The sequence below is a fragment of the Microbispora sp. NBC_01389 genome (assembly GCF_045040095.1).
In the GTDB taxonomy this organism is placed as follows: Bacteria; Actinomycetota; Actinomycetes; order Streptosporangiales; family Streptosporangiaceae; genus Microbispora.
In genome coordinates this window covers 6,886,915-6,907,591 of record NZ_CP109552.1, presented here as the reverse complement: position 1 = coordinate 6,907,591, position 20,677 = coordinate 6,886,915, and the positions used below count along the sequence as shown (strand labels likewise).

Below are 20,677 nucleotides of genomic sequence, written 5' to 3'. Positions count from 1 at the left end.
CATGGCGGAGAAGCTGGTGGTCGTGGGCCAGGGCCCGGCCGGCCTGCCCCTCGCGACGCGCGCCGCGGAGGCCGGGTTCCGCGTGGTCGGCCTCGACGAGGACGAGTGGCGGGTCAAGCGGCTGAACGCGGGGGAGCCCTGCGTGGAGGGCGTCGGCGCGGGCGAGCTCGCCGCCGCGCACGCCTCCGGCCGCTACACCGCCAGCGCTGACGCCGCCGACGCGTCCGGGTTCGACTTCTGCGTGCTCACCGTCGCCGTGCGGATGCGGGACGGTGCGCCCGACCTCGGCCCGCTCGGCACGGCCGCCGGTCGCGTCGCCCCCTTCGTACGCCCGGAGGCGACCGTCGTGGTGGAGACCGCCGCCTACCCCGGCACCACCGAGGAGTTCGTCGGGCCGATCCTGGAACGCGGGTCGGGGCTGCGGGCGGGGGAGGACTTCCACCTCGGCCACAGCCCGCGCCGCGCCGAGCCCGGCAACCCCCGCTGGCGGATCGGGAACACGCCGAAGGTCGTGTCGGGCGTCGGCCCGGCCTCGCTGCGGGCCGTGACCTACCTCTACGGGCGGCTGGTGCGCGAGACCGTGCCGGTGTCCTCGCCCCGTGTCGCCGAGTTGTGCGCGCTGCTGGAAGGCGCCCGCGCGCACCTGGACGCCGCCCTGGCCAACGAGCTGGCGATCTTCGCCGGGCAGCTCGGCGTCGACGTGTGGGAGGCCGCCGAGGCCGCGGCCACCACCCCGTACGGCCGGTCGGGCGCCCGGCCCGGGCCGGGCCTGCCCGACTCCTGCCTGCCGGTCGACGTGGCGTACGTGCCGTGGGCGGTGAGGGGCCGCGCCGGGCGCGGCTTCCGGCTGGTCGAGGCGGCCAACGACGTCAACGCGCACATGCCGGCGTACGTGGTGGACCGGATCGGCCTCGCGCTCAACCGGCGGTGCCGCGCGGTCCGGGGCAGCCGGATCCTGCTGCTCGGCCTGACGCCCGTCGAGGTGGCCAAGTCGCTGTGCCGGCTCGGCGCCCGGGTGCGGGCCGCCGATCCCCGGGCCGCCGACTCCCGCGCCGGCGACCTGCTCGTGCCCGCGGGCGTCGAGGTCGTCGAGCCGGACGCCGCCGAACTGGCGCGCGCGGACGTGGTCGTGGTGCTCGGCGCGCCCGACTGCTACGACTACGACCTGGTCCAGCGGGCGAGCCGGTTCGTCTTCGACACCCGGGGCCGCTGCCGCGGCCCGAACGTCGAGCGGCTCTGACTCAGCGGTAGCGCACCCGCGCTATCCGGCCGAGCAGGTTGAGCGGCAGCAGCCGCAGGATCGCCACGACCGCCTTGTAGCGGGCCGACGGAATGCTCACCCACGCCCCCCGGGCGAGGTCGCGCATCGCGTCGGCGGCGACGCGGTCGGCCGACAGCCACGCGAAGGACGGCAGATGGGACATGTCGAGCCGGGCCCGGCCGTGGAACTCCGTCCGCACGAACCCCGGGCACAGCGCCATCACCCGCACGCCTCGGCGGCCGACCAGGGCGGCCGCCGAGGTGCTGTAGTTCACCACCCACGCCTTCGACGCGCTGTAGGTGCCTCCGGGCAGGAACGCCGCGACCGAGGCCACGTTGACGACCCCGCCGCGGCCCTTGGAGATCATGTACGGCAGGGCCGCCCGGGTCAGCCGCAGCACCGCCTCGCAGTGCAGCCGCAGCATCCGGGCCTCGTCGTCCATGGGGGTGTCGAGGAATCCCCCCGGATGCCCGAACCCGGCGTTGTTGACCAGCAGGTCCACGCCCGAGCGCAGTCGCTCCTCGGCGGCCGCCAGCCCCTCCTCGGTGGTCAGGTCGGCGCGTAGCGTCTCGGCCGTCACGCCGTACCTCTTGTGCAGCGCCTCGGCGGAGGCGGTCAGCCGCTCCTCGTCGCGGGCCACCAGGACCAGGGAGAACCCGTCGGCTGCCAGGCGCCGGGCGAAGGCGGCGCCGATCCCGGCGGTCGCGCCGGTGATGAGTGCGGTGGGCATGACGGCAGCGTACCCATCCCGCCGCCGCGCCGGGTCACGCGCGGGCGGTGCGGCGGATCAGCCTCTCCACCTGGGCGCTGAGCCGGGCCGCCCGGGGCCATCCGGCGTACAGGGTCAGGAACACGACGGTCTCGCGCAGCTCGGCCGGGGTCAGCTCGCCCGACCGCAGGGCGGTGTCGAGGTGGCGCTCCAGCGCCTCGTCCATGCCCTGGCCCACGAGGAGGCCCACCAGCAGCAGGCGGCGGTCCCGGTCCGAGAGGACCGGCCGGGACCACACCTCCGCGAACATGCGTTCCGCCATCGCGCCGAAGACGCCGTCCGGCCCTTCGGCGACGCCGTCCTCTCCGTGGGCCTGCTCCATGGCATCCGGTCCCTCCGCGGTGAATCTGACGGCATGCACTCAGGTTGTCGTGTTCCGGCCGCCGAGGCGTTACACCTTCCGCCGAAGAGTTCTCGCGTCCGGACGGACGTCTCATGGCCGCGGACCGCTTCCGGCCGCTCTCCGGTGGGTATCGCCATCCGTGACGCGCCGCCTTGCCGGCAGGCCGGTACGGTGCCGTGCAACCTCCATGTAACAGGAGGACGGTGAATCCGGACAAGATTCGGTCTAGTTTTCCGAGGCGTCGCGGATCTACCGTGAGAAGAACGATTTGAGCACGGGCACTACTACCTCGTAGACCCGCAAAGCGGAGGTTGGGCCCTGGTGGAAAGACCGAGGGTAAGGACAGGGGTGGTGGGAACGGTCGCAGGGGCGGCGCTGGCCGCCTCCGTGCTGTCCGGCTGTGCCGGCCCCCAGTACACCTACGTACACGACGACGCGGGCGACACCTACTTCAAGGTCCCCGTCTCATGGCGTCAGATCGACCAGAAGGCGATCGACCGGCAGCTCTTCGGCGGCACGGGATCGGCCACCGCCCAGCTCGCGAAACAGGCATTCTGGACGGCCGCGTTCGACGCCCACGACCAGCCGTCGATCCTGCACCTCATCCGGGGCGCGGTGAGCGGCGAGGACAAACCCTTCGTGTTCGCCAAGGTGGAGAAGCTCAGCGAGGACAAGCAGAACGCGGCGTCGCTCAACCTGCTGCGCGTGTCCCCGCCGATGCCGGTGCCGCTGACGGAGGACCAGCAGAAGGAACTGGAGACCGAGGGTCTGTCCGGCTTCGAACTGCTGGACGACGAGGTGCTGCCCATCGTGGACGGGGTCAAGGGCGTCCACACCGTCTACAACTACCGGGTGGGGGAGGGGCCGGTGCAGACGTTCGACAAGACCGCCTATCTGTCGGCCGACGGGGCCACGGCCTCCACCCTTCTCATCCGCTGCTCGCCCGCGTGCTACCGCCAGCGGGCGGCGGAGATCGCCGCGATCGTCAAGTCCTTCAAGGTCAAGCGCATTATCAATCCGTGAAGGAGCCCCTCATATGAGCACGGCCCTCCCACCCAAGCACCACGAGGGGCTTCGCGAACCGGGGTCGGGTCCCGAGGACCGCGACCCGCGCACCCGGAAACGACTGCCGCTGTGGGACAGGAGCAAGTTCCTGATCCTGCTCGCCGTCGCGTTCGGCGTACTGCTCTGGAACGAGATCGCCACCTACGAGGGCATCATCTCCTTCACCGACGCCTTCCTGCTGACGGTGCGGAACGCGTCCTGGGTCCTGTGGCTGGCGGGCCTCGAAGTGCTCCGGCAGATCCACTTCCTGATCAGTGAGCGCTCGGCCGGATACCACCGGTTCTGGACGCGCGGCGTCTTCGGCGGCTGGAACCGCTGGACGCACCGCAGGTTCAACGACTGGAACCGCTACCGCATCGCACGGGCGATCAAGTGGGTCGTCTGGATCGTGGTCATCGCGCTGGTGCTCGCCAAGGTGCAGCAGACCTCGCCGCTGCAGGCGCTGTTCAACGTGCCGGCCACGGTGTGGGGCTTCCTCCCCATGGTCCTGCAGGTCATGCTGTTGATGGTGCTCGCCGTCGGGCAGTTCGTCGCGATCTTCTGGTTCCTGTCCCGCGGCGGCGTGGACGTCTACTACCCCGACGACATCAAGACGCGGTTCGCCGACGTCTGGGGCCAGGACCACGTGGTCGAGCGCGTCAAGGAGAACATCGTCTTCCTGGAGAAGCCGGACGAGATCGAGGCCAGGGGCGGCTACGTGCCGAGCGGCATCCTGCTGTGGGGCCCGCCCGGCACCGGCAAGACCCTGATGGCCGAGGCGGTCGCCGGCTCCACCGGCAAGCCGTACGTCTTCGTGGACCCGGGCGCGTTCATCAACATGTTCTTCGGCGTCGGCGTGCTCAAGGTCAAGTCGCTCTTCCGCAAGCTGCGCAAGCTGGCCCTGCGGTACGGCGGCGTCATCGTCTTCTTCGACGAGGCCGACTCGCTCGGCAACCGCGGCGCGCTCGCCCAGGGCGGGCCGGGCGGCTGGGGCCGCTCGGTTCCCGCTCCCTTCGGCTCTGCTTCCTTTGAGGGGGCCGGCTGCCACGGCTTCGCCTACCTCGACCCGCACACCCGCACCGTGCTCGGCCGGGGCGCCGCCGGTCCGGCCGGTCCGGCCGAGCCCGCGCGGATGCCGCGCACCGGCGCCTTCGTCAACCGCCTGATGTACGGCGGGGGCATGGGCGGCGGTGGCGGGATGGGCACCCTGGAGGCGCTGCTCACCGAGATCTCCGGCCTGAAGAAGCCGCGCGGCTTCGTCAACCGGCATGTGCGCAGGCTGCTCGGCATGCGGCCCAAGCCGCCGCCGAAATACCGCATCCTCATCATGATGGCGACCAACCTGCCCGAGGCGCTGGACGAGGCGCTGCTGCGCCCCGGCCGAATCGACCGCATCTACAAGGTCGGCTACCCCTCCAAGGCGGGCCGGATCCGCACCTACCACGGCTACTTCGACAAGGTCAGCCACCAGCTCACCGACGCGCAGATCGACAAGCTCGCCACGATCACCCCGTACGCCACCGGCGCGACGATCAAGGACCTGGTCAACGAGTCGCTGATCACCGCGATCCGGGACGGCCGGGAGACCATCAGCTGGTCGGACGTGATGCGGGCCAAACGGCTCAAGCAGCTCGGGCCGCCGGAGGACGTTGAGTACATCGAGCGCGAGCGGCACGCCGTGGCGGTGCACGAGGCCTGCCACGCCGTCGCCGCCTACCGTACGCGCCACCACCTGGAGATCGACCTGGCGACGATCGAGAAGGGCGCCGACTACCTCGGCATGGTGGCCAGCATCAAGCCGGAGGACCAGTTCACCCGGTGGAAGTCGGAGTACGAGGCCGACATCATGGTGTCGCTCGCCTCGCTCGCCGGGGAGCGCATGTTCTTCGGGGAGGACAACTCCTCCGGCGTCTCCGGCGACCTGCAGTCCGCCACCGCCATCACCGGCATGATGGAGGCCCACTGGGGCATGGGCATCGGGGTCGCCTCGCTGCCCGCGCTGCAGGAGCTCGGCCTGCGCGAGGGCAAGGCGACGCAGCCGCAGCCCGGGGCAGGCGGCACGGGCGCTGCGGCGGGCCCGCGCGAGGAGATGGTGCCCGACATGCTCCCCGAGCGGATCGAGTTCAACCTCAGCCGGTTGCTGGAGAAGACGGCCGAGCTGCTGCATGAGAACCGCCGCGAGGTGCTGTCGGTCGCGCACGCGCTGGAACAGCACAAGACGCTCAACGGTGACGACGTGGTCGCGGTCATCCAGAACAGGATGGGGCCGCTGATCGACGGCACCGCCTACGCCTCGGACGAGTTCTACGAGGAGATCGAGACCTATCACAGGGCCGCGGTGGAGGCGCATCGCGGCCACAGCGAGGTCCCGGTCGAGCTGCCGCTTCCGCGGACGCGGACGCTGGAGGCGTCGGTCGTCGTGACCTCCTCCGGTGTGGCAACCTCCGGCGGGGGCACGCCGGTGCTCGTCCCGCAGCCGAACGGCGTGGCCGGCGGCAACGGGCATCTGCCGCAGCCGTTGCAGCCGCCCCAGCCGGACTTCGTGCCGTGGAACGGCGCGCCGCCTCCGGCGTCCGCGACGCCGTTGCCGGGGCAGGCGCCGTTCGGTCAGGCGCCGTCCGCGCCGCGGCGCCGGTCGTACGGCGCGTTGTGGGCGGTGATCGGCCTCGCCGTGGCGGTGGTGCTCTTCGTGCTGCTCGGCGCGCTGCTGTTCGCCTCGCCGCAGGGCGCGCGGGGCGCCGCGTTCGCCGGTGGCGTCCCGGCGGGCACGGCGGTGCTGCTGACGGTCGCGCTGGTCGCGGTGGTCGGCGGCATCGCGGTGGCGATCCTGCTGGTCCGCACGCAGCAGGCGGGACGGCGCCGGGCCGAGGAGGCCAGGGACCGGGCGGCCGAGCGGGCCCAGCTTCTCGCGGCGGCCATGGACCCGGAGGTCGCCATGCGGCTGCTCGGCTACGACGGCCGGCGGAGCCCCGAGGCCTGACCCCGCGATCTTCCGTACGGCGATCCCCGGTGGTCCACGTGCCCGGCGACGTGCTCTGGCGACCTGCGCCGCACCTTCCGCGGCCTGCGGTAGGACGCGGGGGTCAGAGCCGGAAACCCAGGTCGGGGGTGATCTCGGCGACGTCCATCTGGGCCTTCTGCAGGCGGCCCGAGTAGTCCCAGTTCATCGCCTGCCAGCGGGTGAACTGGTCGAGCACCCACATGCCGCTCTGCCGGCTGCCGTTGCCCGACTTGCCGTTCCCGCCGAACGGCAGGTGCGCCTCCGCCCCGGACGTCGAGTTGTTGACGCTGACCATCCCGGCCGACACGCCCTCGCGGAAGCGGAACACCGCCTTCGGGTCGGAGGTGTAGATGGACGACGACAGGCCGTATCCCGGGCGGTTGGCGAGGCCGATCGCCTCGTCCAGGGTGGAGAACGTGGTCACACCCACGATCGGGCCGAACGTCTCCTCCAGGAACAGCCGGTCGCCGGGGCGGACGCCGTCCACGACGACCGGGTGGTAGTACAGGCCCTCGCCGTCGATCCGGCCCACCGGGCCGGGCAGCACGGTGTGGTGCGGCTGGATCCAGCCCAGGTATTCCTCGTACCGTTCGGCGAACCGGTGGTCGAGCAGCGGGCCGTACAGCACGTCGCCGTTCGGGTCGCCGATCTTCGCGCTGCGCACGGCGTCGGTGAACCGGCGCAGGAACGCGTCGTGCACGTCCTCGTGGACGATGACCGTGCCCAGGGAGGTGCACCGCTGCCCGGCCGTGCCGAACCCGGAGAACAACGCGCCCTCGGCGGCGAGGTCGAGGTCGGCGTCCGGCATCACGACCATCGGGTTCTTGCCGCCGAGCTCCAGGCAGGGCGACTGCAGGTGGCGCCCGCACAGTTCGCCGACGCGGCGGCCGACCGCGCTGGAGCCGGTGAACCCGACCTTCTGCACCAGGCCCTCGCCGAGCGCGCGGTCGAGCCCGGCGTAGGTCTGCTCGCCGCCCGCGAACACGATGCCGAGCACGCCGCGCGGCAGCCCGGCCGCGGCGAACAGGCGGTAGAGGGCGTGCGCGGACGCCGCGGCGTACTCGGCGGGCTTCCAGACCACCGCGTTGCCGCACAGCAGCGCCGGCACCAGATACCAGGAGGGCACCGCGACCGGGAAGTTGCCCGCCGTCACCACCGCCGCGACGCCGACCGGCACCCGGAAGGTGAACAGGCTCTTGTCCGGCATCTCCGACGGGATGGTCTGCCCGTAGAGGCGGCGGCCCTCCCCGAGGAAGAAGTCGCAGGTGTCGACGATCTCACGGACCTCGCCGAGCGCCTCGGCGTACGGCTTGCCGATCTCCTCGGTCACCAGGCGGGCCAGCGCCTCGGTGTTGGCCTCGACGAGGCGGCCGATCGAGGCGATCACCCGTCCGCGCACCGGAGCCGGGACGCGCGCCCACTCCCGCTGGGCGGCCGACGCGGCGTGGCAGGCGTCCGCGAAACCCGCCGCGTCCGTGAGCGTCACGTCCGCCACGATCTGCGAGGGCCGCGCCGGGTTGACGGACGCGTACGGCGTGCCCGAGGTGACCTCGTCACCCCCGACGACGGAAACGATCTGCCGAGTCACCGCAACCTCCGCGACTGTTTCTGCTCCCACGCCTCGATTACACAGTATTTCCGTCTCGGGTGCCCGCCAGGCCCTCCTGGAGGGCGACCGCGGCGGCCTGGGTGCGGCTGGACACGCCAAACTTGGCGAGGATGTTCGAGACGTGCACGCTGACCGTCTTCTGGGAGATGAACAGCCGCTCGCCGATCTCACGGTTGGGCAGGCCGTCCGCGACGTGGGCCAGCACCTCCCGCTCGCGCGCGGTGAGCGCGGCGAGCCGCCCGGGCTCCCGGCCCGGCGCGGGGGTGGCCGCGGCCGGGTCCCGGAACCCGGCGCGCGCCCCGGACTCCCGCAGGGCGGCCAGGAGAGGCGCGGCTCCCAGCGCGGCGGCGACGGTCACCGCCCGCTCCCACTCGGTGTGGGCCGCCGCGCGGTCACCCGTCCGCAGCAGGCTCTCGGCCAGCCGGCGACGCGACCGCGCCTCCTCGTAGACGAAGCCGAAGCCGAAGGCCTCGGTCGCGCGCCGCCACACCTCCGGGCCTGCCGTGCCGTGCGCGCGGTGCCACTCGGCCTCCGCCCGGGCAAGCCAGGCGAGACCCTCCGGGCCGAGGCGCGCCCGCGGGCCGTTGGGCCCGTTCGCCGCGGCGTGCCTGGCCCGTCGCAGCAGGTCGTCGCAGTGCTCGCCGGTCTGGCCGAGGTCGGCGAGCGCCTGCAGACCGGTCGCCGCGATCCGGATCAGGCCGGGGTCGAACGGTTCGAGCGTCGCGAGGATCGCGTCGACGTGTTCGAGCGCCGCCTTCGGGTCGCCGTGCCACAGGGCGTGCTCGGCGGCAATCCCGCGCGCCATGTAGCTCACCAGGTCGTCGGACCAGAACCGGGACAGCCACCGCAGCCTCTCGTCGGCTCCCGCGCGTCCCCGGCCCACCTCCACGAAGAGGGCGAACGACGACAGATGGGCCTCCGCCCGGGTGCCGACCCGCACGCCGAAGGCGCCGGCCAGCCGCTCGGCGGCGTCCCAGTCGCCGTCCGCGTAGTGGATGAGGTAGTGCAGGAACCGCAGGTCGGTGCCGAAGGCGCTCCAGGTCAGCCCGTTCTCGGCGGCCAGCCGTACGCCCGACTCGGCGATGCGGGCGGCGTCCGTGAGATGGCCGTGCTCGTAGTGGATGCGCGCGTGGTTGAACCGTGCCCGCAGGTCGATGGACAGGTCGCCCGAGGGGCGGCGGGTGGCGCGCGTGAGCAGGTCGACGGCGCGCTCGACGTCGGCGGACTCCTCCGACAGCGCCAGCACGACCAGGGCGCTGGCCTCGGCGTCGCGGGCGCCGGTCGCCTGCGCGACCTCCAGGGCCCTGGCCGCCGTCGCGGTCGCCTCCTCGACCCGGTAGTTCCACCACAGCGTGCGCGCGTACGTGGCCAGGGCCCTGGCCAGCAGCGCGCTGTGCGGCGCGAGGTCCACCGCCTCCCGGGCCGACGCGGTCGCCTCATCGCGGGCGTCGTCCCCGTCGGCCAGGTAGTAGGCGAGCCGCTCGCCGATCTCGGCGACGAGGACGGGGTCGTCCGCCTCCCGGCGCAGCCGCCGCAACTGCCCCGCGGCCCTGTGGGAGTCACCGGCGGCCGCCGCCGCGGCGGCGCTCGCCAGCGCGATCCGCGGCCGGCTGTCCCCGGTGGGGCGCCCGGAGTCCGGCACCTGGTCCCACAGCTCCAGCGCCCGCTCGAGGTGCCGGTGCGCCTCCGCCGGAGCGCCCAGGCGGGAGGCCAGCCGCCCGGCCTCCACCGACGCCCGCAGCGCCGCCGGCGTGTCGTGCGCGGCGAGGTGATGGTGGGCCAGCTCGGCGGGGGAGCCGCCGCGCTCCGCGAGCAGCGCGGCGAACGTGGCGTGCAGGCGGGTCCGCTCGCCCGGCAGCAGGTCGTCGTACACCGCCTCCTGGAGGAGCGCGTGCCGGAACGCGTATCCGTCGCTGCCCGCGGTGAGCAGCCGCCGCGAGACGATCTCACGCAGCGCGTCCTCCAGCGGCAGGTCCCCGAGCCCGGCGGCATCGCGCAGCAGGTCGTGGCCGACCCGCCGCCCGGCCACGGCCGCGATCCGCAGCACCTGGCGGGCCGTGTCCGAGAGGGCCTCCACCCGCGCGAGCATCAGGTCGGCGAGGGTCCCCGGCAGCCGGCTGTGGTCGGCGCTGGCGGCCAGCAGCTCCTCGGCGAAGAAGGGGTTGCCCCCGGCCCGCTCGATCAGGGCGCCGAAGCCGCGTTCCCGCTCCGCGCCCGCCGGGCCGTCGCCGTCCCGGCCGAGGCTGGCGAGGTACGCCGCCATGTCGTCGTCGCCCAGCGGCGGCAGTTCGACCGCGGTGACCAGTGGCAGACGCCGCAGCTCGGCCAGGACCGGGCGCAGCGGGTGGCGGCGGTGCAGGTCGTCGGTGCGGTAGGTGCCGACGAGGCACACCCGCTCCCGCTGTAGCATCCGGGTGAGGAAGACGAGCAGGTCACGCGTCGAGCGGTCGGCCCAGTGCAGGTCCTCGAAGACGAACAGCACCGGATGGCGCCCGGCCACCTCCGACAGCATGTCGAGGACGGACCCGAACAGACGCTGCTGGGCGAGCCCGCCGGTGGCCGTCTCCTCGGCGGGGCCCGTGTCGTCGCCGGGCAGCAGCCGCCGCAGGGCGGTGCGGGCGGCGACGGCCGGGCCGACCGGCCCCCCAGGCTCGCCGGCGGCGGTGCGCAGCGCGTCGGCCAGCGGAAGGTAGGGCAGGGCGTCGCCGAGCTCGGCGCACTGCCCGGCCAGCGTCACGAACCCCCGCCGCTGCGCGAGATCGCACAGCTCGGTCACGATCCGCGTCTTGCCGATCCCCGCGTCGCCGCCCACCAGGGCGACTCCCGCGAGCCCGGCCGCGGCGCCGTCGAGCACGCCCAGAAGCCGATCGAGCTCGGCGGAACGCCCGATCAGCACCCTTTGCGGCGTACGCGTGACCACGTTCGCGAGTATGACACGCGGCTCCGACAGAACCGGGACGACGACGTCGGCCCCCGCCCGGCGACGGGAACACTTCCTCTCGCGGCCCGGTTCGTCCACGCTGTCGTACACGCGGGGGCGCGGCGCCCGCGTCACCGGAACTCCTATCGACCACCCCATCGACCCGTGAAGGCACACATTGATGCGACTCGTACGTGGCCATCTCCCCGACGACACCGGCGTCCCCGGGCCGGCACGCTGGGCCGTCCGTGACGAGGAGGGCGACCGGCCGCTGCCGGAGGGCTTCTCGCTGGGGGAGGCGCTCTCGTCCGGCCTCGACCACTTCCGCCGGTCCCTCGCGGTGGCGACCGGCCCGGCCGTGACCCTGGCCGCGCTCGCCGCGCCCGTGGACCGGTGGACGGAGGTGTGGGCCGCGGGCGTCACCTACCGGAGATCGCGGGAGGCGCGCAAGGAGGAGAGCCACGAGCCCGACATCTACGAGCGCGTGTACGACGCCCCCCGCCCCGAGTTGTTCTTCAAGTCACTCGGCTGGCGCGTCCGGGGACACGGGCAGGCCATCGCCGTACGGCCCGACTCGTCCTGGGACGTCCCGGAGCCCGAACTGGCCGTGGTGGTCTGCGCCAACGGGGAGATCGCCGGATACACCGTCTGCGACGACGTGAGCTCCCGCTCCATCGAGGGCGAGAACCCGCTGTATCTTCCGCAGGCGAAGATGTATCTCGGCGCCACCGCGCTGGGTCCGGGGATCCGTCCCGCCTGGGAGGTTCCCGACCCCTACGACCTCGGCATCCGGCTGAGCATCTCGCGCGGCTCCAGCGAGATCTGGGCGGGCTCGGCGAGCACCCGCCGGCTCCACCGGCGGATCGACGGCCTCGTCGAGCACCTCCTGCGCGCCGACCGCTACCCGTACGGGGTGATCCTGACGACCGGCACCTGCCTCGTGCCGGAGTCGGACTTCACGCTGACGCCCGGCGACGAGGTGACCATCGAGATCGACGGCCTCGGCCGTCTGGTCACCCCCGTGAGCGCGGTGGACGGCATCGATCTGTGGCGGGAGCCGCCCGGCCAGTGACCTTTCCGGGCCCGGCCCGGCCGTGCTCGGCCGCGGAGCGTCAGTGGCCGGTCGCGCCGTCGATCCGCTCGCGGAGGAGGTCGGCGTGCCCGTTGTGGCGCGCGTACTCCGCGATCATGTCGACCAGGACGCGGCGCAGCGCGATCGGCCGGCCGGTGGAGCGCTGGACGCCGGTCTCGTCCAGCGACCGGGCCGCGGCCACGATCTCGCGGGAGCGCTCACACTCCGCGCGCCACACGGCGAACGCCTCGCCGGCGTCCCCGCCCAGATCCTCGAAGTCCTGGTCGGGATCATCGTCCGAGTAGTAGAGGAGCGGGACGTCCTCACCGGTGAACTGGATGCGGAACCACCACCGCTCGACGCCGGCGAGATGCCGGAGGATGCCGTGGAGGCTCAGCACGGACGGCGGCACCCCCTTGTCGGAGAGCCGTTCCTTCGGCACGCCGGAGCACTTGAGCGCGAACGTCTCGCGGTGCCAGTCCAGGGAGGCGGTGAGGATCTCTCGCTCGTCGCCGACGAGGACGGGAGCGGACCGGGAGTCGCCGTCCCACTTCTTCGAGTAGTTCGCCTCGGGGATCTCGTTCACGACCCGACCCTGCCAGACGGCGCCGACAGTTCCCGGAAGCGCGGCCGGAGCGGCGTTCGGCCTCGCCCGGGACGATCCGGGCCCCGGCCGGGGACGGACACGTCGAGTCGGGACGCTCGCGGTTATGGTCGTAACATGCCTGACGCGATCTTCGCTCATCCTCGCCTCGCGGCCGTCTACGACGCCTTCGACGGCGCCCGCGACGATCTGACGGCCTACCTCGGCGTCGCCGTTGAGCTGGGCGCGGAGCGAGTGCTCGACATCGGATGCGGCACGGGGTGCCTGGCGGTCCTGCTCGCGGACAGCGGCCGTACGGTCGCCGGGGTCGATCCGGCCGAGGCGTCGCTTGAGGTGGCGAGATCGAAGGACCCCGCCGGACGAGTCACCTGGGTCCACGGCGACGCCGCGGCGGTGCCCGCTCTCGGCTTCGACCTCGCGGTGATGACGGGAAACGTGGCGCAGGTCTTCCTCACCGACGACGACTGGACGCGGACCCTCCAGGGGATCCGGTCCGCGCTCCGCCCGGCTGGTCACCTCGTGTTCGAGACGAGGCGTCCGGGATTCCGGGCCTGGGAGGAGTGGGCCGCCGACTCCGCTCCGGTCACCCTCGAGATCGCGGGGATCGGACCGGTGCGGCGCCGTCGGGAGGTCACCGCGGTCAGCCTGCCGCTGGTCTCCTTCCGTTACACCTTCGAGTTCCTCGCAGACGGCACGGTCGTCACCTCCGACTCCACGCTGCGGTTCCGGGACCGCGACGAGGTGGAGACGAGCCTGCTCGGCAACGGCTACCGGGTGCTGGACGTGCGGGAGGCCCCCGACCGTCCGGGCCGTCAGTTCGTGTTCCTCGCGTGGCGCACGTCCTGAGGCCACCGGGACAGACCGCGCCGCGGCCTCTGTTCCCCTCCGGCGCCGGAACAGGAGGTCCGGTGCCGTTCGCGCCGTGCCGGGCCGGGGCCCGACACCCATCCCGCGACGCGGACGTTTTTGTCGGCGGCGCTGGCTAGTCTGCGGCGCGTGACGCGAGGACGGAGCCGGGACCAGGCGATCGAGACGCCCTGCGCCCGCACCGGCGCCCGCACCGGCGCCGGTGACAGTGCCGGTGACACTGCCGGGGTAGCGGCCGGTGGGCGGGCGGCGGCCAAGCGCGGGCAGGCCGAGCAGCGGGAGGGCAGGGTCGCCGCGGGCCTGTCGGAGCTGGAGCGGTGGCTGGCCGACCAGATCGGGCAGGGAATCGCGCAGGCGCGACAGACGGGCCCGGCCGGCTGGGACGACCTCGCCAGGCGGCTGGTCGACGCGCAGGCGCCGGGTGTGGCGGGCATGGTCACCCGGCTGCCCCGGGTGCTCGGCGCCGAGGACTGGCCGGGTCTCCTCCTGGGGGAGTACGCGCTGCTGCATCTGCTCGCCGTCGCCCACCGCCGCGCCGACGCGCTGCCCGGGCCGCTGCGGCAGACCGTACGGACCCGGGTCGGCTTCCCCGTCACGAGGGAGTCGGTGCTGGCCGGCCCGGTGGTGCGGGACCACTGGGACGTCGTCGGCTGCCGGGACGAGGAGCAGGAGCGGCTGGTCGCCCGGCGCGTCTGGCTGGCGGGCCGGGCTACCGGCCGCCCGGCGATGGTGCTGTCGTTCTCGCCGGTTGGGCAGCCGCCGGAGTCGTTCCCGCCGCCGGGCACGACGATCGACGCCGACCTCGCCTTCTATCCGGGCGCGTCGCCGCTGCGCGCGCTGGTGGCCGTGCGGCACGGCGACGTCGAGGCGGGTCCGCCGCCGGGGACGGAGATCTCGCGGGTGCCCGCACTGATCGCGGAGGTGCTCGCGGCCGACCCCTGGGCCGACTCCTGGCCTCTGGTGCTCGCCGGAGTCGTCCCCTGCCCGGACGGCCTCGCCGACGGCGCGGGGGCCGACACGGAGGGGGGCGGCGATGCGGGGGCCGACGGTTTGAGGGCCGTGGTTCCGGGGGCCGACAGCGAGGAGCCCGGCGGTGCGGGGCCCGGCGGTGCGGGGGACGCGCTGCCGCTGCACCTGCCGCTGCACCTGCCGCTGCACCCTGCCGCAGGCGTCCCGTGGCGGCTGCTGGCCGTCTCCGGTGGGCGGCCGGTGACGGTCGCCGCCGAGTGGACGCCACGGGGGCTGCTCCCGCTGACGGTATGGGACGAGGAGGGCGAGGTGGTGAGCCTTATGACGCCGGGGCCGATCGTGGCCGCGCCGTCGCCGGCCCCGATGACCGGCTCGTGGGAGGAACTGGTGTCCACCGCGCTGGTGGGCGCCGGCCGCCGCGCCGTCCCGCCCGAGAGCCTGCTGGAGCGGGCGGCCGAGCAGGTGGTCCGGATGCGCGCGGGGCGGCGGCCGGGGAGGGGCACGCGGCCGGTCCCGGCCGCGGCGGAGACGCTGCCGCCCGTGCCCCGCGCCGCCGCGGACCGGCTGGGCCGGATGCTCGCCGGTGAGCAGAGCAGGCTGCTGAGCGAGTGGCTGGAGGCGGCGGCCGCGCGGCGGGTGCGGGTGCCGGCCGCCACGATCCCGGGGCTGCTCGACCTCGGAGCGCGGGACCGGTCGATCCGCGCGCACCTGGGGGCGGTCACCGGGGCCCGGGGCCGCTGGCTCGCCGGTCTCAACTCCGCCTGGGCGTACCTGCTGGCCGAACCGGCGCACGTGCCGCCGGACGAGGTGTGGGAGCTCGGCACGAGCGGAGACAGGCGCGCCTTCCTGGCCGCCTTGCGCCGGCGTGATCCGGCGGCCGCGCGGGAACTGCTGGAACGCGGGTGGAGCGCGGAGACGCCGGAGGACCGGGCCGTCTTCGTGGCGATCCTCGCCGACGGCCTCGGCATGGCCGACGAGCCGTTCCTGGAGGCGGCGCTCGACGACCGGCGCCGCGAGGTGCGGCAGGCCGCCGCCGACCTCCTCACCCGCCTGCCGCGGTCGCGGCTGGCCCACCGGATGACCGCACGGGCGTCCCGGTTCGTGACCGGGAACGGTCCCGGGCTCCGGGCGGAGCCGCCGGCGGACTGCGACGGCGCGATGGAGCGCGACGGCGTCAGGGCCCGGCCGCCCGCCGGCATGGAGGCGCGGGGCTGGTGGCTGCAGCAGGTGGTGGCGCACACTCCGCTGTCGTTCTGGCCGGGTCGTCTCGGCATGCCGCCGGACGAGATCGCCCGGGCGAGGATCGGCGACTGGGAGCGCGAGGTGCGCATGGGCTGGATCCGGGCCGCCATCCTGCAGCGGGACGTGGCGTGGGCACGCGCCCTGTTCGAGGCCGAGCCGCTGACCGACCTGCTGGCCGTGCTCCCGCCCGAGGAGCGGTCCCACCGGGCGGCCGAGCTGGTGGCGGGCCATCCGGTGGACGGCCGGCTGGTCATGATGCTGGGCGGCGTGCCGCGGCCGTGGGGCTCCCGGCTCGCGAGGGCCGTGCTCAAGAAGATCGTGGAGACCACGCGGACCCAGCCGTGGAACGCCGGAGAGCTGATCCGGCTTGCGGGCGAGCGGTTCGACCCCGCGGCGTGCGCCCACGCGGCAGAGGTGCCCGAGCTGGCCGCGACCCTGCGGTTCCGCTTCGACATGCTGAAGGAGCTTTAGTGACCACCGTTCTGCGCCCGCACGCGGAGGACCAGTTCGCCGAAGAGCTGGCGATCCTCGCGAAGACCGACGACCGGCCGCGCCCGCCGGGCTGGCGGCTCTCGCCCTGGGCGGTGACGACCTACGTGCTGGGAGACGGCGGCCAGATCACGCCGAAGTACGTCGGCCCGCGCAGGATCGTCGAGGTCGCGGTGGCGACGCTCGCCACCGACCGGGCGCTGCTGCTGCTCGGCGTGCCGGGCACGGCCAAGACCTGGCTGTCGGAGCACCTCGCCGCGGCGATCTGCGGTGACTCGACCCTGCTCGTGCAGGGCACGGCCGGCACGGCGGAGGAGGCGGTCCGCTACGGGTGGAACTACGCGCGGCTGCTCTCGGAGGGTCCCTCCCGCCAGGCGCTGACGCCGAGCCCGGTCATGCGTGCGATGGCGGAGGGACGGCTGGCCCGGGTCGAGGAACTCACCCGCATGCCGTCCGACGTGCAGGACGCGCTGATCACCGTGCTGTCGGAGAAGACGCTGCCGATCCCGGAGCTGGGGGAGGAGGTGCAGGCGGCCAAGGGCTTCAACGTCATCGCCACCGCCAACGACCGCGACCGCGGGGTCAACGACCTGTCGAGCGCGCTGCGCAGGCGGTTCAACACGGTCGTGCTGCCGGTCCCGGCCAGCCTGGAGGAGGAGGTCGACATCGTGGCCCGTCGGGTGGCGCAGCTCGGCCGCTCCCTGGAGCTGCCGGAGACCGTCACCGGGCCGGCGGAGATCCGCCGGGTGGTGACGGTCTTCCGCGAGCTGCGCGCGGGAGTGACCGCCGACGGGCGGACCAAGGTCAAGTCACCCACCGGCACGCTCAGCACGGCGGAGGCCATCTCGGTCGTCACCGGCGGGATCGTGCTCGCCGCCCACTTCGGCGACGGCGTGCTGCGCCCGGCCGACGTCGCGGGCGGCATCCTGGGAGCCGTGGTGCAGGACCCGGTGTCCGACCGCGTGGTGTGGCAGGAATACCTGGAGACCGTCGTCCGCGACCGCGACGACTGGCGCGACTTCTACCGGGCCTGCCGCGATGCCGGCTGAGACGAGTGCGGGCCGGGGCGGGCCGCGGGTGTGGGTGCTCGGGGTGCGGCACCACGGGCCGGGATCGGCCAGGGCGGTGCGTGACGAGCTGACCAGGATCGGGCCCGATCTCGTGCTGGTCGAGGGCCCCCCCGAGGCCGACGGCCTGGTGGCGCTCGCCGCCGACCCGGGCATGCGCCCGCCCGTCGCGCTCCTGGCGTACGTGCCGGGGCAGCCGTCGCGGGCCGCCTTCTGGCCGTTCGCGGAGTTCTCACCCGAGTGGCAGGCCGTCGTCTACGCCACCGGGGCGGGCGCCGAGGTGCGGTTCTGCGACCTTCCCGCCGGCTGCGCCCTCGCGCTCGACGCCGACCCCGTGCGCCGCGACCCCATCGGCGAGCTGGCCCGCGCGGCGGGATACGACGACCCGGAGCGGTGGTGGGAGGACCTGGTCGAGCACCGGGGCGAGGCCGGGACGCTCGACGTCGTCGCCGAGGCGATGCGGGCCGTACGCGACGGGCACGTCGCGGAGGGCACGGAGGCCCGGCGCGAGGCGTACATGCGCAGGACGCTGCGGAAGGCGGCGCGGGAGGGTTTCGCCCGGATCGCGGTGGTCTGCGGGGCCTGGCACCTGCCCGCGCTGACCCTGCCCGAGCTGACACCGCCCGATTCGGCCCTGCCGGGACGTCGCGCCGGCGGGTCCACTCCGCCGCCCGGGACCGGCCCGGCCGCGGCAGGCGGGCCCGGCCGCCTGCCCTCGGCGGCGGAGGACGAGCGGCTGCTGCGCGGCCTGCCCAGGGTCAGGGTCGAGATGACGTGGGTGCCGTGGACCCACGGACGGCTCGCGGCGGGCGCCGGCTACGGCGCGGGCGTCGCCGCGCCCGGGTGGTACGAGCACCTGTTCACGGCGCCCGACCGGCCGGTGGAGCGCTGGCTCGCCCGCGCGGCCGCGGTCCTGCGCGAGGAGGACCTGCCCGTCTCGTCCGCGCACGTCATCGAGGCCGTACGGCTGGCCGATGGGCTGGCCGCGCTGCGCGGCAGGCCGCTCGCCGGGCTGTCGGAGGTCACCGAGGCGGTCAGGGCGGTGCTGTGCGGCGGCGACGAACTGCCGGTCGAGCTGGTCCAGCGGCGCATGGTCGTGGGGGAGCGGCTCGGCCGGGTTCCGGACTCCACGCCGATGGTGCCGCTGCGGCGGGACCTGCGCGACGAGCAGCGGCGGCTGCGCATGAAGCCGGCGGCCCTGACCGGGGAGCACGACCTCGACCTGCGCAAACCGCTCGACCTCGGCCGCAGCCGGCTGCTGCACCGGCTCACCCTGCTGGACGTGCCCTGGGGAACCCCGCGGCGGGCGCGCGGCAAGGGGACGTTCAAGGAGACCTGGTCGCTGGAGTGGCGCCCGGAGCTCGATGTGGCCCTCGTCGAGGCCGCCGTCTGGGGGATCACGGTCGAGGCGGCGGCGACGGCCCGCGTCCGCGACCTCGCGGGCGGCGCGGGCCTGCCCGAACTGGCCGCGCTGGTCGAGCGCTGCCTGCCGGCCCATCTCCCCGGCGCGCTGCCGCACGTGCTCAGGATGATCGAGGACCGGGCGGCGATCGACGGCGAGGTGCGCCATCTCATGGGTGCGCTGCCCGCGCTCGTGCGGACCCGCCGCTACGGGGACGTGCGCGGCACCGAGGGCCTCGCGGGCGTCACGGAGGCGATGCTGGCGCGGATCCGCGCCGGGCTGTCCCCCGCCCTAACGGGGCTGGACGAGGACGCGGCCCGCGAGATGGCCGCGCTGGTGGACGGCGTCCACGCCGCGGCCGGGCTGATGGGAGACGGCCGGTGGCTCACGGCGTTGTCCGGGATCGCCCGGCGGGACGACCTGCCGGGGCTGCTCGACGGCCGGATCGTGCGGATCCTGTTCGACGCCGGGGCGCTGGAGGACGACGTGGCCGCCCGCATGGCGCGGTCGATGTCGCCCGGCAACGCCCCGGCCCGGTCCGCGGCCTGGATGGAGGGCTTCCTGTCCGGGGGCGGCCTGCTGCTCGTCCACGACGCGCGCCTGCTCGCCGTCGTGGACGCCTGGCTCACCGGGCTGTCGCCTGACGAGTTCGTGAACGTGCTGCCGCTGCTGCGGCGCACGTTCGGCGCCTTCCCGGTGCCGGAGCGGCGCATGATCGGCCGGCGGGTCCGCTCCGGCTCATCGCCGGGCTCCGCATCCGGCGCCGCACCCGGAGACGGGGCGGACCACGACGACCGGCTGGCGGCGGCGGCCGTCCGGACGGTGCGGCAGATCCTGGGCGGGAGGGCCTGATGGGCGGCGAGGAGGAGCGGCTGCGCCGCTGGCGGCTGGCGCTGGGCGGCGCGGCGGCGGAGGGGGCCGTGGAAGGGGGCCTGGAGACGGTGCTGGGGGGCGCCGACGCGCGGATGGACGCCGCGCTCTCGGCCCTCTACGACGAGCAGGAGCGGCGGGGAGCCGGTCTCGGCGCGTCGGCGCCGCGCGTGGCCCGCTGGCTGGGGGACATCAGGGAGCATTTCCCCGCCGGTGTCGTGCGGGTCATGCAGAAGGACGCCATCGAACGGCTCGACCTGACCCGGCTGCTGCTGGAGCCCGAGATGCTGGAGGCGGTCGAGCCCGACGTTCATCTCGTGGGCACCCTGCTGTCGCTGAACCGGCTGATGCCGGAGCGGGCCCGCGAGTCGGCCAGGGCCGTCGTGCGCACGGTCGTGCGCGATCTGGAGGCGCGCCTGACGCGCCGCACCCTGGCGGCCGTCAGCGGCGCGCTCGACCGCTCCGCGAGGACTCATCGGCCCAGGAGGGCGGCCGAGGTCGACTGGAACCGTACGATCCGGGCGAACCTCGGCAACTACCTGCCCGAGCGCGGGACCGTCGTGCCGTCCCGGCTCGTCGGTTACGCCCGGGGGCAGCGGGGTGTTGGGCGGGACGTCGTGCTGGCCGTCGACCAGAGCGGTTCGATGGCCGCCTCGGTGGTGTACGCGGGCGTCTTCGCCGCGGTGCTCGCCTCGATGCGCGCGCTCAGGACCTCGCTCGTGGTCTTCGACACGGCCGTGGTGGACCTCACCGACCAGCTGCGTGACCCCGTCGAGGTGCTCTTCGGCACCCAGCTCGGCGGCGGCACCGACGTCAACCGGGCCGTGGCCTACTGCCAGAACCTGGTGACCCGGCCGGCGGACACGATTCTCCTGCTGGTCAGCGACCTCTACGAGGGAGGGCCGAGGGAGGAGATGCTGCGCCGGATCGCCGCCATGACCGCCGCCGGGGTCCAGGTGATCGTGCTGCTCGCGCTGTCGGACGAGGGGGCGCCGCAGTACGACCGCGAGAACGCGGCGGCGCTGGCCGCGATGGGCGTGCCGGCCTTCGCCTGCACCCCGGACGCCTTCCCCGAGCTGATGGCGGCCGCCATCGAGCGCCGGTCCTACGACCAATGCCGGATGCCGCGACCCGGGCACTGATTTGTA

General features: G+C 74.2%; 14 protein-coding genes. 9 read left to right on the top strand and 5 right to left on the bottom strand.

The features are described 5' to 3' along the window. Position 1: 1 nt before the first annotated feature. Entirely contained in the window at positions 2–1,240 is a 1,239-nt protein-coding gene (locus tag OG344_RS30430) for a nucleotide sugar dehydrogenase (RefSeq protein ID WP_405086037.1), read from the top strand. A gap of 1 nt (position 1,241) precedes the next feature. On the opposite strand, the gene OG344_RS30425 is transcribed toward OG344_RS30430, so the two are convergent. Next, a complete protein-coding gene (locus OG344_RS30425) occupies positions 1,242–1,991 on the bottom strand; it encodes an SDR family NAD(P)-dependent oxidoreductase (RefSeq protein ID WP_405086036.1) in 750 nt (249 codons plus the stop codon). A 34-nt stretch (positions 1,992–2,025) separates the two neighbouring features. After that, positions 2,026–2,352: a carboxymuconolactone decarboxylase family protein gene (locus OG344_RS30420; protein ID WP_405086035.1), complete on the bottom strand. Its 327-nt coding sequence runs from the start codon at positions 2,350–2,352 to the stop codon at positions 2,026–2,028. A gap of 372 nt (positions 2,353–2,724) precedes the next feature. On the opposite strand from OG344_RS30420, the gene OG344_RS30415 reads away from it, so the two are divergent. After that, positions 2,725–3,396 carry a hypothetical protein gene (locus tag OG344_RS30415; RefSeq protein ID WP_405086034.1) on the top strand — a complete coding sequence of 224 codons (672 nt, stop codon included), beginning with the start codon at positions 2,725–2,727 and terminating at the stop codon, positions 3,394–3,396. Positions 3,397–3,409: 13 nt separating this feature from the next. Then, complete coding sequence (locus OG344_RS30410) at positions 3,410–6,397, top strand: AAA family ATPase (protein WP_405086033.1); 2,988 nt, start codon at positions 3,410–3,412, stop codon at positions 6,395–6,397. Between the two features lie 103 nt (positions 6,398–6,500). Here the strand turns inward: OG344_RS30410 and OG344_RS30405 are convergent, their stop codons facing one another. Both OG344_RS30405 and OG344_RS30400 read right to left on the bottom strand, forming a co-directional pair. Continuing rightward, positions 6,501–8,006: an aldehyde dehydrogenase family protein gene (locus tag OG344_RS30405; RefSeq protein WP_405086032.1), complete on the bottom strand. Its 1,506-nt coding sequence runs from the start codon at positions 8,004–8,006 to the stop codon at positions 6,501–6,503. A 37-nt stretch (positions 8,007–8,043) separates the two neighbouring features. Continuing rightward, a complete protein-coding gene (locus OG344_RS30400) occupies positions 8,044–10,947 on the bottom strand; it encodes a helix-turn-helix transcriptional regulator (RefSeq protein WP_405086031.1) in 2,904 nt (967 codons plus the stop codon). A 181-nt stretch (positions 10,948–11,128) separates the two neighbouring features. Between OG344_RS30400 and OG344_RS30395 the strand changes: the two genes are divergently transcribed. Then, positions 11,129–12,019, top strand: coding sequence for a fumarylacetoacetate hydrolase family protein (locus OG344_RS30395; RefSeq protein WP_405086030.1), 891 nt, complete (start codon positions 11,129–11,131; stop codon positions 12,017–12,019). Positions 12,020–12,059: 40 nt separating this feature from the next. On the opposite strand, the gene OG344_RS30390 is transcribed toward OG344_RS30395, so the two are convergent. Beyond that, positions 12,060–12,605: a DinB family protein gene (locus OG344_RS30390; RefSeq protein ID WP_405086029.1), complete on the bottom strand. Its 546-nt coding sequence runs from the start codon at positions 12,603–12,605 to the stop codon at positions 12,060–12,062. A 135-nt stretch (positions 12,606–12,740) separates the two neighbouring features. Here OG344_RS30390 and OG344_RS30385 point away from each other — a divergent pair, with 135 nt between their 5' ends. The 5 genes from OG344_RS30385 (at position 12,741) to OG344_RS30365 (ending at position 20,671) form a co-directional block, all read left to right on the top strand. Continuing rightward, entirely contained in the window at positions 12,741–13,469 is a 729-nt protein-coding gene (locus OG344_RS30385; protein WP_405086028.1) for a class I SAM-dependent methyltransferase, read from the top strand. Between the two features lie 150 nt (positions 13,470–13,619). Beyond that, a complete protein-coding gene (locus tag OG344_RS30380) occupies positions 13,620–16,172 on the top strand; it encodes a DUF5691 domain-containing protein (protein WP_405086027.1) in 2,553 nt (850 codons plus the stop codon). After that, positions 16,172–17,239, top strand: a complete 1,068-nt coding sequence (locus OG344_RS30375; protein WP_405086026.1) for an AAA family ATPase — start codon at positions 16,172–16,174, stop codon at positions 17,237–17,239. The genes OG344_RS30380 and OG344_RS30375 overlap by 1 nt, the downstream gene beginning before the upstream one ends. Continuing rightward, the gene (locus tag OG344_RS30370) at positions 17,229–19,511 is read left to right on the top strand and encodes a DUF5682 family protein (protein ID WP_405086025.1); all 2,283 of its coding nucleotides are present in this window, start codon (positions 17,229–17,231) and stop codon (positions 19,509–19,511) included. The genes OG344_RS30375 and OG344_RS30370 overlap by 11 nt, the downstream gene beginning before the upstream one ends. Beyond that, positions 19,511–20,671, top strand: coding sequence for a VWA domain-containing protein (locus OG344_RS30365; RefSeq protein ID WP_405086024.1), 1,161 nt, complete (start codon positions 19,511–19,513; stop codon positions 20,669–20,671). The genes OG344_RS30370 and OG344_RS30365 overlap by 1 nt, the downstream gene beginning before the upstream one ends. Positions 20,672–20,677 lie beyond the last annotated feature (6 nt).